Source organism: Marinobacter sp. NSM, from assembly GCF_052380025.1.
In the GTDB taxonomy this organism is placed as follows: domain Bacteria; phylum Pseudomonadota; class Gammaproteobacteria; order Pseudomonadales; family Oleiphilaceae; genus Marinobacter.
Genome location: NZ_JBQTCK010000001.1, coordinates 37,003 through 48,909 on the forward strand (window position 1 = coordinate 37,003; position 11,907 = coordinate 48,909).

Sequence of the window (11,907 nt, forward strand, 5' to 3'; positions counted from 1 at the left end):
ATGACCGTGGCCCTGCTCAAACGCTGTCTGCCATTGCTTGTGCTGTTCCCTGGGTTGTTGCTGGCGCCTGTGGCTTTTGCCGACCTGCCAGGCATTCCGGCCTTTACGGTGCAGCCTGGAGAAAACGGAACCGAGGAATACTCGGTCACCCTGCAAATCCTGGCGTTGATGACAGCACTGACCTTCCTGCCCGCGATGTTGATGATGATGACATCGTTCACCCGCATCATCGTGGTCTTCGCCATTCTCCGGCAGGCCCTGGGGTTGCAGGCAACGCCATCCAACCAGATTCTGCTGGGTTTGGCACTGTTCCTGAGTATTTTTATTATGAAGCCAGTGCTGGAAGAGGCCAACCGGGTGGGGTTGCAGCCCTATATGCAGGAGGAGGTCACCTCCTTGGAAGCCGTGGAGCTGGCCAGTCAGCCGTTCCGCCGGTTCATGCTGGAGCAGACGCGGGAGTCAGATCTCGCGTTGTTTATGCGCATCGCCGATGTGCAGTATGAAACCCCCGAAGACGTTTCCTTCTGGGTGCTGATGCCGGCATTTGTGACCAGTGAACTCAAGACGGCGTTTCAGATCGGGTTTATTCTATTCATACCCTTTCTTATCATCGATATGGTGGTGGCCAGTGTTCTGATGGCCATGGGTATGATGATGCTGTCGCCCATCATCATCTCCTTGCCATTTAAAATCATGCTCTTTGTTCTGGTGGATGGCTGGGCGCTGATCATGGGCACCCTTGCCGCCAGTTACGGGATATAGGAGGCCAGCCATGACCCCTGAGACCGTGATCGACATTTTGCGCGAAGCGCTCTGGATGATTGTTCTGTTGTCGGCTGTCATTATCGGGCCGGGCCTGGTGATTGGTTTGGTCGTGAGTACCTTTCAGGCGGCGACCCAGATCAATGAGCAGACTCTGAGCTTTTTGCCGCGCCTTCTGATTACACTGATAGTCATTATCGTTTGGGGGCCCTGGATGCTGACATTGTTGTTGGACCATGCAAACGGCCTCATTTCAAGCATTCCATTTCTGATCGGCTGACGGATGGTACCGGCAGAGCTCAGCGCAGACCTGATCAGCCAATGGGTGGGTCAACACCTGTGGCCGTTGTTCCGGCTGGCCAGCTTTTTGATGGTCATTCCCATTTTCGGTACCCAGCTGGTGCCCGCACGGGTGCGGCTTGGGCTGGCCCTGCTGATGACCGTGCTTATTGCTCCATTGATTCCCGAAGTTCCCCAGGTTGAGGCGTTCAGTGCGGATGCCGTGGTGATTACCCTGCAGCAAATCCTGATCGGCGTTGGGCTGGGGTTTGCGCTGACCGCTCTGTGGCAGCTTTTCGTGATTGCCGGCCAGATGATCGCCATGCAGATGGGCCTTGGTTTTGCCTCCATGATGGATCCATCCAATGGGGTGAGCGTTCCAGTGCTCGCGCAAATCTACACCATTACTATCACCCTGTTGTTCCTTGCCATGAATGGACACTTGGTGGCGTTTGAGGTGTTTATTGAGAGCTTCTATATTCTGCCTATTGGTATGGAGGGACTCGGCCAGGCAGGGGTCTGGGAGCTGGCTCACAGGATTACATGGATGTTTGCATCTGCGATGCTATTGGCGCTGCCAGCGGTAACGGCAGTATTTATTGTCAACATATCGTTTGGTGTGATGACACGAGCCGCCCCGCAAATGAACATTTTTGCCCTTGGTTTCCCCATTGGTCTGATTTTTGGCTTGTTTGCTATCTGGGTGCTACACGCCAATTTCCTGCCGCACTTTGACCAGTACGCCCGTGAAACTTTCGCTTTCATGAGACGGCTGCAAGGACAACCATAGCAATGGCTGAAGAGAACGATAATAGCCAAGAGAAAACCGAGGAGCCTACGCCACGAAGGCTCGAAAAGGCCCGAGAGGACGGCGAAACTGCGCGCTCAAAAGAGCTGGCGACGATGGCAGTCTTGCTGGCTGGTGCAGGCGGTCTCCTGATGTTCGGTGCCAGCATAGCCACCATGCTCGAGGAGCTGATGCGGGACGCTTTTATTATCGAGCGTGCTGCCGTTTTCGATACCCGGCATATGAGCGTGCAGCTCATACTCTCGACCAAAGCGGCTTTGGTTGCGTTGCTACCGATCATGGTTCTGCTTCTTGTTGCTGCTATTGCGGGATCTGTAGGAATCGGCGGATTACTGTTCAGCAGCAAAGCCATTGCGCCCAAACTCAATCGGATAGACCCTATAAAGGGCTTGGGCCGGATGTTTTCCATGCGATCCCTGATCGAGCTGGTCAAAGCGATCGCTAAGGTTGGGTTAGTACTTGCCGTAGCTATTCTCATTCTGGACCTCCGCACAGAAGACTTGCTTGCTATTGCGGAAGAGCCTGTCATACCTGCAATGGAACATGTGATGTGGACTGTTGCTTGGAGCTTTTTCCTGCTCTCTTCTGCCACCATCATCATTGCTGTGATTGATGTACCTTTCCAGATCTACGACCACCAGAAGAAACTGCGTATGACCAAGCAGGAGGTGAAGGACGAGTACAAGGACACCGAGGGTAAGCCAGAGGTAAAGGGCAAGATTCGCCAACTGCAGCGTGAGATGGCCCAGCGCCGGATGATGCAGGATGTGCCGACAGCCGATGTGGTGATTACCAACCCGACCCACTATGCGGTGGCGTTGAAATACAACCAGGATTCAATGGGTGCGCCGGTGGTGGTGGCCAAGGGGGCGGATGAGATTGCCTTCAAGATCATGGAGATTGCCCGTGAGCACAAGGTAGAAATCCTGCGGACGCCGCCGCTGACCCGGGCGGTGTATCACAATACCGATGTGGGGCAGGAGATTCCCGACGGTTTGTATATGGCCATTGCTCAGGTGCTGGCTTATGTGTTCCAGCTCCGGCAGTTCCGCAAGGGGCGCGGGGCCAAGCCGGGTATGCCTGATTTTCCGATTCCGCCGGAGATGCGGCGCGATATTTAGATATTGGAGTTTGGCTCGTTCTAGCCTGCAAGGTGCCGGGGATTGTAGTGTTGGGTGGGCCTCCCAAAAAACGCTACGAGCTCATCCATGAGCGCTTCGCTCCGGCCATCCATGGCCTCCGAGATTTTTGGGAGGCCCACCCAACACTGCATCGCAAGCTTGGTCAGTATAGGAATCAAGAGGTCTTTGTAAGTCAGATGGGCCAGGCGGCGCTTGATGTCGGCCTGGCCATTTTCGTTGCTTAAGCCTTGGGCTCCTGAATTCGCTTACCCCAGGCTTCTTTCTCGCCCGGCAGAATCAGGTTCAAGGCGATCGCGACAACCGCGCACAGAGCAATACCCTCCAGCGTACCAACCACCATGTTGCCGATACCGAATACCAGGGTCACGCCTACGATCACCAGGTTACGGGGCTGGGACAGGTCTACCTGGTGGCGGATCAGGGTGTTCAGGCCGACCACGGCGATGGAGCCGAACAGCAGGCACAGGATTCCGCCCATAACCGGAACCGGGATGGTCTGCAGGGCTGCACCGAACTTGCCGACAAAGGCCAGGACGATGGCCGTGCCCGCGGCCCACCACATGACTTTCGGGTTGAAGTTGCGGGTCAGCATGACGGCGCCGGTGACTTCAGAGTAGGTGGTGTTGGGTGGTCCGCCGAGCATGGAGGCGGCGCTGGTGGCCAGGCCGTCGCCCAGCAGGGTGCGGTGCAGGCCGGGCTTTTGCAGGTAGTTTTTGCGGGTGACGTTGCCGATGGCCAGTACGTCGCCAATGTGTTCAATGGCCGGGGCGATGGCGACCGGGATCATGAACAGGATGGCGCCCCAGCTGAAGGCGGGTGCGACGAAGTTGGGAACGGCAAACCACGGGGCCTCCTGGACCGGGGTGGTGTCTACAATGCCGGCGAACCAGGACAGGGTGTAGCCCACGATCACTCCGAACATGATCGGGATGAGCCGGAAGATGCCCTTGGCCCAGACCGACATGACGATGGTAACCGCCAGGGAGATCATGGCAATGGTGATGGCGGTGTTGTAAGGCACCAGTTCCGCAGCGCCGTCTCCGGTGCGGCCAGAGGCCATATGCACCGCCACCGATGCCAGTCCCAGGCCGATGGTCATAATCACCGGGGCGATGACCACAGGCGGCAGCAGGCGGGTGACAAAGCCCGTGCCCCGTGCCCGCACGACGCCGGCGAGGATGATGTACAGGATGCCGGCCGCCATCAGGCCCCCAAGAGTTTCTTCCAGCCCGAAGCGGCCTTTGGCGGCGATGATTGGTGCGATAAAGGCAAAGGATGAGGCCAGGAAGATGGGAATCTGGCCACCGGTGACCACGTGGAAAATCAGGGTGCCGACGCCGGCAGTAAACAACGCGACGTTGGGGTCCAGCCCGGTGATCAGGGGCATCAATACCAGGGCGCCGAAGGCGACCAGTAGCATCTGGGAGCCGGCTAGTGCCTGCTTCCACACGGGTTCATTGGTGTGTTCCTGCATGCTCAGACGTCCTTCTGCTTGGTGCCGAAGATTTTGTCACCGGCATCCCCCAGGCCAGGCAGGATGTAGCCTTTTTCGTTCAGGCGCTCATCAACAGACGCGGTGTAGATGGAAACGTCCGGGTGTTTCTCCAGTACTTTTTCGACGCCTTCCGGGGCAGCCACCAGCACCAGGGCCCGAATTTCGGTGCTGCCGGCTTTCTTGAGCAGGTCGATGGTGGAGATCATGGAGCCACCGGTGGCCAGCATCGGGTCGATGATCAGGGCCATACGCTGGTCCAGCTCGCCCACCAGTTTTTCCAGATAGGTTTCAGCTTCCAGGGTGTCTTCGTTACGGATCTGGCCTACCACGCTCACTCGTGCCACCGGGATCAGGCTCAGCACGCCGTCGAGCATGCCCAGGCCAGCGCGCAGAATCGGCACGATGGTGACTTTCTTGCCGTGAATCTGTTCCACGGTCACCGGCCCGGCCCAGCCATCAATGGTCTTTTCCTGCAGGTTGAAGTCTTTGGTCGCCTCGTAGGTCAGAAGCGCGCCAACTTCCTGTGCCAGTTCACGAAAATTCTTGGTGCTGATGTCTGCGCGGCGCATCAGGCCGAGTTTGTGGCGGATCAGGGGGTGCTTCACTTCGTGGATCGGCATTGGGGTCACCTGTGTGTTCGAATGTTCGGGCTTGGATTCGGATGCAATAAATGGCGCAAGGATACCGTATCTGGGCGCCTGCGTCAGGCGCTGGTCGTGCCGTAAATATCAAAAATTGTAAGGCCTGGTACGGTTCTTGCGATAACTCTCCCAGATTGGCGCGCCGCGTCAGATTTTCGACCCTGACAGTTCCGGAAAGCACGGCAGAGCGGAGAAGTATCCAGCATGGACAGAGCGTTAGTTCTGAGTAACGTCAAAACCCTGACGCGGGGCAGTATCGGTATTCCGCTGATGCTGATGGGTTTGTTGGGTATGATGATCCTGCCCATGCCGGCCTTCCTGCTGGATGTGTTTTTTACCTTCAACATCACTTTGTCCATCGTCATCCTGCTGGTGTGTGTGTACGCGCTTCGGCCCATGGAGTTTGCGTCGTTCCCGACGGTGCTGCTGGTTGCCACGCTCCTGCGTCTGGGGTTGAACGTGGCCTCTACCCGGATTGTCCTGCTCAACGGTCACGAAGGTGGCGATGCCGCCGGTAAGGTGATCGAATCGTTCGGTGAGGTTCTGATCGGCGGTAACTACGCCGTTGGTCTGGTAGTGTTTGCCATCCTGATGATAATCAACTTCCTGGTAGTGACCAAGGGCGCCGGACGGGTGTCGGAAGTCAGTGCCCGCTTTACCCTGGACGCCATGCCCGGCAAACAGATGGCCATTGATGCGGATTTGAACGCGGGCCTGATCAACCAGGACGAGGCCAAAAGCCGCCGTTCGGAGATTGCCCAGGAAGCGGATTTCTATGGGTCCATGGATGGTGCGTCCAAGTTTGTGAAGGGCGATGCCATTGCGGGGTTGCTGATTCTTGCGATCAATATCATCGGTGGTATCTCGATCGGCATGCTCCAGCATGGCCTGGACTTTGGCCTGGCGATGCAGCGGTACGCGCTGCTGACCATCGGTGACGGCCTGGTTGCCCAGATTCCATCACTGTTGCTGTCTACTTCCGCTGCCATCATGGTAACGCGGGTAACGGCCAGCCAGGACATGGGCGGGCAGATCATTCATCAGATGTTCAACGCGCCGAAGGCCATCGGTATTGCCGCCGTCATCCTGATTATCCTGGGCCTGATTCCGGGCATGCCCCATGTTGCCTTCCTTGGATTGGGCAGCCTTGCGGCCGGTGCGGCCTGGCTGATCTGGAAAAAGCAAAGCCAGACTGTGGAAGAAGAGGGCGTTTACGCCGGTCGTGGAGGCATGGCTGGTGGAGCGCCCCGTGCCGGTGGCGAGGTGGTTCAGGATCGGTCCGGCGCAGAAGGACAGGCGCTGCCGGCGCCCGGTGAAACCCGGGAGCTGGGCTGGGATGATGTGGCGACCGTTGACATCGTTGGTCTGGAAGTGGGCTACCGGCTGATTCCTCTGGTCGATAAATCCCAGGGCGGGCAGCTGCTCAGTCGCATCAAGGGGGTTCGCAAAAAACTGTCTCAGGATCTGGGTTTCCTGATGCCGTCAGTGCACATTCGGGACAATCTGGACCTGATGCCGAACGTCTATCGCATTACCCTGATGGGTGTGACCATTGCCGAGGCGGAGATTCACCCGGAACGTGAGCTGGCCATTGATCCGGGCCAGGTGTTCGGCAAGGTGGAAGGCATTGCCGGCAAAGACCCGGCCTTCGGCCTGGATGCCATCTGGATTGAGCCTGACAAGAAAGACCAGGCCCAGACTCTGGGCTACACCGTGGTGGATGCCAGCACGGTGGTGGCTACCCACCTTAACCAGATTCTGCAAAAGCACGCCCATGAACTTATCGGCCATGAAGAGGCCCAGAAGTGGCTGGACCAGTTGGAGAAAATGGCTCCGAAACTGGCTGAGGAGCTGGTGCCTACGACGATTTCCGTGAGCGTCCTGTTGCGGGTGCTTCAGAATCTGCTCCGGGAAGAAGTGCCGGTCAGGGATATGCGCTCCATTGCCGAAGCCATCGTTAACGTCCACCCCAGAAGCCAGGACCCGAAACTGTTGACCACCCTGGCTCGGCAGGCGTTGCGCCGAATGATCGTTCAAAGCATCTGTGGCAACGACACCGAGATACCGGTGATCACTCTGGATCCAGACCTGGAACAGTTGTTGCTTAAGTCAGTGCAACAGAGTCAACAATCCGGCGGACAGGACGATATTGGCCTGGTGCTTGAGCCCAATATGGTGGAAAAGCTACAGCGGTCCCTTCAGGACAGTGTTCAGCGCCAGGAAATGCTGGGCAAGCCGGCGATTCTTCTGGTTTCCGGGCCCTTGCGGCCGGTGCTGGCAAAGTTTGCCAGTTATGGGGTAGAGCGTTTGCATGTGCTCTCGTACCAGGAAATTCCGGATAACAAACAGATCACGATAGTCGCCTCTGTTGGCCAGTAAGGCCGGCAGGGCAAGGCGAACACCCGATTTGGGCACGCCGGGGGAGGATGAAGCGCTATGAAAGTACAACGGTTTTTTGCAAAGACCATGGCCGAAGCCCTGAAGCAGGTCAGTCATGAGATGGGACCGGATGCCGTTATTTTGTCCAATCGCCGGGTGGACGGAGGCGTCGAAATTGTGACGGCCCTGGACTATGACGAAAATATGGCACGCCAGCGCCTTGGCGAGAAAGCGGCACAGGCCACCAACGGCTCGCGCCTGGCGGAGCTGCAGGCAGACCAGCATCGTCGGCTGGAAGAAGAGTTGAACCGATCGCGCAGTCGCATTCGCGAAGTGCGGGAGAAGCGGGCGGGTGTCGGCGCGGAATGTGATCGTGCACTGGCTGACGATCGGCCGGCTGCCGACTGGTCAGGTGAGCTGGCTGGCGGGTCGACCTCGGTGGGCAATGCAGGTGGCCGGCCAGCGGCGGGCTACTCGGATGAGTTGGCGAGCATGAGAGCGGAAATCAACTCCCTGAGAGAGATGGTCAGCGGCCGTACCTCGGCACCCGAGAAGCCTGCAGTCGCGGCATCCAATGCAGTTCAGCAGAGGCTTGCCGAGCGGCTGCAGGAATTTGGTCTGGGCACGGAGCTGGCAACCTCTCTGTCCCGTCAGCATCGCGCCGGCAGGTTGGAAGACGGTTGGAAGCAATCCCTGAAGATGCTGGCCAACGGCGTACGTACCGCTCGGGAAGACTGGCTTGAGGCCGGCGGCGTCTATGCTCTGGTGGGGCCAACCGGGTCTGGGAAGACCACCACCATTGGCAAGCTGGCAGCCCAATATGTACTGGAGCATGGGCCGGATTCCCTGGCGTTGGTCACCACCGATCGCTACCGGGTGGCAGCCCATGAACAGCTGTTCGTGTTTGGCCGTATTCTCAATGTGCCTGTCCGGGTTGTGGACGAGAGTCATTCCTTGGATGATATTCTGGACGAACTGTCAGATCGGCACCTGGTTCTGATTGATACCGCCGGGCTGACCAGCTCGGATCGCGGTTATCAGGAACAGCTGGCGGAGTTGGCCCGGAGCGATCACAATATCCGTACCCATCTGGTCGTGTCTGCCACCAGCCAGCCGCGCATCATGAAATCGGTGTGGCATTGCTATAAGATGGCAAACCTTGCAGGCTGCGTCATGACCAAGATTGACGAAGCGCTGACACTGGGTGAGTCTTTGGGCTTTGTCATGGAAACCGGCCTGCCAGTAGCGTGGTATACCGATGGCCAGAAGATTCCCGAAGACCTGCACCGGGCAGAGGCCATTCCTCTGATGCGGTTGGGCGTAGAACGCCTGAAAATAATGCAGCACGGCCAGGCCGTTGCAGAAGGGGCTTGAGGCCCGGTGGTACAGCCGGTGCGCTGCCTTTGTGCCCACACAAGAACGCAGTAAGAGACTGATAACAGTATGAGCAGACCACATCCGGTTCAGGTGATTGCGGTTACCGGCGGCAAGGGCGGTGTCGGCAAGAGTAATGTGTCCGTCAACCTCGGTATCGCGCTGGCCCAGAAAGGCCGACGGGTGGTGTTGCTGGATGCAGACCTTGGCCTTGCCAATATCGATGTGCTGTTGGGCATTACCGCCAATCGCAATCTGCAGGATGTGCTCAGTGGCGAGTGCGACCTCAAGGACGTGCTGGTCAACGGCCCGGGTGGTATCAAGATTGTTCCCGCATCGTCCGGCACCCAGCGTATGACCCAGTTGAGCCCGATGGAACATGCGGGGCTGATCAACGCCTTCAGCGAGCTGGGTGACCAGATTGATGTGCTGATCGTTGACACAGCAGCCGGTATTTCCGAGTCCGTCGTCAGTTTCCTGCGGGCCTCACAGGAATTGCTGCTGGTTGTGTGCGATGAGCCTACCTCGATTACCGATGCCTATGCCCTGATCAAGCTGATGAATCGCGACTACGGTACCAACCGTTTCCGTATTCTGGCGAATCAGGTGCGAAATGAGCAGGAAGGCCGGCATCTGTATGAAAAACTGACCCGTGTCACCGAGCGTTTCCTTGATGTAGCGCTACAATATGTAGGTATCGTGCCTTACGACGAAGCCGTCAAAAAAGCCGTTCAGAGGCAGAGGGCCGTTCTGGATGCCTATCCACGGGCCAAGGCGTCGCTGGCGATCCGTGCCCTGGCAGAGAAAGTGGACAGCTGGCCGCTGCCATCCTCGCCAAGAGGGCATCTGGAGTTTTTCGTGGAGCGGCTCGTCGAAGTCTGATCTGAATCCAGTCCTATAAGAAAACCGGATACATGACATTGGCGAAAAACCTGGGAATCTACCATCAGGCTGGCGCAAAAGGCCCCTCTCAGCTGATTGAGGAGCATGCGCCGCTGGTCAAGAAAATCGCCCTACACTTGATGGCCCGTTTGCCGGCCTCGGTTCAGCTTGAAGATCTTATGCAGGCGGGCATGATCGGCCTGCTGGAAGCTGCGCAACGCTATTCCACCGGCAAGGGTGCCACCTTTGAAACTTACGCAGGTATTCGTATCCGCGGTGCCATGGTGGATGAGATCCGCAAGGGCGACTGGGTTCCCCGCTCCGTTCACCGAAATGCCCGCCGTATCGCGGCAGCCATCAAGACGGTTGAAGACCGCACCGGGCGCGAGGCCCAGGACGTTGATGTTGCCGAAGAGCTGGGCATTGGCTTGTCGGAATATCATGCCTCCCTGGCAGACGCCAACAGTGGCCGACTTTTTAGCCTTGATGAACTCAATGAATCCGGGGAGCTGCCGATAGAAGAAACAGAGGCCAGCGATAATCCCCTGGATGGTATTGCATCAAATGCATTCCAGAAAAGCCTGGCAGAGGCAATTGAAGAGCTTCCTGAGCGAGAAAAGCTGGTGTTGAGCCTCTACTACCAGGAAGAGCTCAACCTGAAGGAAATTGGCGCGGTGCTTGGCGTCAGCGAGAGCCGGGTCAGCCAGATTCATAGCCAGGCGGCCCTTCGTCTCAGGGGGCGGTTGTCCGATTGGCGGGAAGACGAGCCAGAATAAACCGGGCCGGCGCTGACCGCGCGGCGCGTAACTGTGTAGATTTTGGTAACCGGCGCTTTACAACGCGGCCAAACAACACACAATAAGCGGTTAAAGCAGCGGCCTGCTAGACTTTCAAAAGGCTTAATGAAATCCGGGTGTTACTGACTGGAGGTCCCATTGGACAAAAACATGAAAATTCTCATTGTGGATGACTTTTCCACAATGCGGCGAATCATCAAAAATCTGCTGCGCGATCTTGGCTTCACCAATACGGATGAAGCGGACGATGGCAACACTGCCTTGCCCATGCTGAGGAGCGGCAAGTACGACTTCCTGGTGACCGACTGGAACATGCCTGGCATGTCGGGTTTTGATCTGCTCAAGGCGGTGCGGGCAGACGAGAACCTGAAGAACCTTCCGGTGCTGATGGTAACTGCGGAGGCCAAGCGTGACCAGATTGTGGCGGCGGCCCAGGCCGGCGTTAACGGGTACGTCGTCAAACCGTTTACTGCTGCCGTTCTCAAGGAAAAGATTGAGAAGATCTTCGAGCGAATCCAGTAACCAGGGGTCGGATGGCTGTCATGACTGACAAGAACGAGAACCATCAGGGCCTTGACCCGGAAGTAACCGAAAAGCTCCAGCAGCAGAGTTCGGAGTTGGCCGAATGCATCAGTTCCGGTAACTACGCCCGGGCAATGTCGGTGATCAACGAGCTTAGTGAAGTTCGCGACCAGAGCCTCTATCGGGAAGTGGGGCGGTTGACCCGGAGCCTGCACGAGGCTATCCGGAATTTTCAGATAGACGCCCGCAGTGCCGAGCAGAAAGAAGCCTTGTCCAAGATGTCCGATGCCTCGGATCGGCTTGCCTACGTTGTCCAGATGACCAGCCAGGCGGCCAATCGCACCATGGACCTGGTCGAAGAAAGCATGCCGGTGGCGCATAACATGCGCGACGAAGCGACCGCCCTGCGAGACGAATGGCAGCGGTTGCGCCGTCGGGAAATGGAGCCGGCAGAATTCCGGGAACTGTACGGACGCATTGATCGCTTCTTTGCGGGCCTGGCCACCGATTCCGACACCCTGTATAGCAATCTGTCTGAAATCCTTCTGGCCCAGGACTTCCAGGATCTTACCGGGCAGGTTATCCAGAAAGTCACGGCCCTTGTGAAAGAAGTCGAAGAGAACCTGCTTGACCTGGTGGTGATGGCCAGCCACGTGGACCAGCTCACCGGCACCGTGCACCAGATTGAAGAAAAAGAAGAATCGGCCGAAAAAGGGGTAGGGCCTCAGATCAAGGCTGAGGAGCGTGATGATGTAGTTTCGGGGCAGGACGACGTTGATGACCTGTTATCCAGTCTCGGTTTCTGAACGATTATAGAGGGTGACGC

At 57.5% G+C, this 11,907-nt stretch carries 12 protein-coding genes; 10 read left to right on the plus strand and 2 right to left on the minus strand.

Annotation, left to right across the window (positions count from 1 at the left end):
• From fliP to flhB, 4 genes are read left to right on the plus strand one after another with little or no spacing between them, the layout of a single operon-like run.
• On the plus strand, positions 1–762 hold the full coding sequence (gene fliP, locus ACTZWX_RS00180) for a flagellar type III secretion system pore protein FliP (RefSeq protein ID WP_058090163.1): 762 nt from the start codon (positions 1–3) through the stop codon (positions 760–762).
• Between the two features lie 10 nt (positions 763–772).
• A complete protein-coding gene (gene fliQ / locus ACTZWX_RS00185) occupies positions 773–1,042 on the plus strand; it encodes a flagellar biosynthesis protein FliQ (protein ID WP_061331811.1) in 270 nt (89 codons plus the stop codon).
• 3 nt (positions 1,043–1,045) lie between these two features.
• Positions 1,046–1,831 carry a flagellar biosynthetic protein FliR gene (fliR, locus tag ACTZWX_RS00190; RefSeq protein WP_444712242.1) on the plus strand — a complete coding sequence of 262 codons (786 nt, stop codon included), beginning with the start codon at positions 1,046–1,048 and terminating at the stop codon, positions 1,829–1,831.
• A 2-nt stretch (positions 1,832–1,833) separates the two neighbouring features.
• Positions 1,834–2,970, plus strand: a complete 1,137-nt coding sequence (flhB, locus tag ACTZWX_RS00195) for a flagellar biosynthesis protein FlhB (RefSeq protein ID WP_444712243.1) — start codon at positions 1,834–1,836, stop codon at positions 2,968–2,970.
• 241 nt (positions 2,971–3,211) lie between these two features.
• On the opposite strand, the gene ACTZWX_RS00200 is transcribed toward flhB, so the two are convergent.
• A complete protein-coding gene (locus ACTZWX_RS00200; RefSeq protein ID WP_444712244.1) occupies positions 3,212–4,465 on the minus strand; it encodes a uracil-xanthine permease family protein in 1,254 nt (417 codons plus the stop codon).
• A 2-nt stretch (positions 4,466–4,467) separates the two neighbouring features.
• Complete coding sequence (gene upp, locus ACTZWX_RS00205) at positions 4,468–5,106, minus strand: uracil phosphoribosyltransferase (RefSeq protein WP_106695409.1); 639 nt, start codon at positions 5,104–5,106, stop codon at positions 4,468–4,470.
• Positions 5,107–5,331: 225 nt separating this feature from the next.
• Between upp and flhA the strand changes: the two genes are divergently transcribed.
• The 6 genes from flhA to ACTZWX_RS00235 all read left to right on the plus strand — a co-directional run bounded on the left by flhA (position 5,332) and on the right by ACTZWX_RS00235 (position 11,887).
• Positions 5,332–7,506, plus strand: coding sequence for a flagellar biosynthesis protein FlhA (flhA, locus tag ACTZWX_RS00210; RefSeq protein WP_058090157.1), 2,175 nt, complete (start codon positions 5,332–5,334; stop codon positions 7,504–7,506).
• A gap of 57 nt (positions 7,507–7,563) precedes the next feature.
• On the plus strand, positions 7,564–8,880 hold the full coding sequence (gene flhF / locus ACTZWX_RS00215; protein WP_444712245.1) for a flagellar biosynthesis protein FlhF: 1,317 nt from the start codon (positions 7,564–7,566) through the stop codon (positions 8,878–8,880).
• Positions 8,881–8,949: 69 nt separating this feature from the next.
• The gene (locus tag ACTZWX_RS00220; RefSeq protein WP_058090155.1) at positions 8,950–9,762 is read left to right on the plus strand and encodes a MinD/ParA family protein; all 813 of its coding nucleotides are present in this window, start codon (positions 8,950–8,952) and stop codon (positions 9,760–9,762) included.
• Positions 9,763–9,794: 32 nt separating this feature from the next.
• The gene (locus tag ACTZWX_RS00225; RefSeq protein WP_444712246.1) at positions 9,795–10,538 is read left to right on the plus strand and encodes an RNA polymerase sigma factor FliA; all 744 of its coding nucleotides are present in this window, start codon (positions 9,795–9,797) and stop codon (positions 10,536–10,538) included.
• 159 nt (positions 10,539–10,697) lie between these two features.
• On the plus strand, positions 10,698–11,081 hold the full coding sequence (gene cheY / locus ACTZWX_RS00230) for a chemotaxis response regulator CheY (RefSeq protein WP_011785448.1): 384 nt from the start codon (positions 10,698–10,700) through the stop codon (positions 11,079–11,081).
• A 20-nt stretch (positions 11,082–11,101) separates the two neighbouring features.
• Positions 11,102–11,887 (plus strand): protein phosphatase CheZ, encoded by a 786-nt coding sequence (locus ACTZWX_RS00235; protein WP_444712247.1) that lies wholly within the window; start codon positions 11,102–11,104, stop codon positions 11,885–11,887.
• The last annotated feature ends 20 nt before the right edge of the window (positions 11,888–11,907 follow it).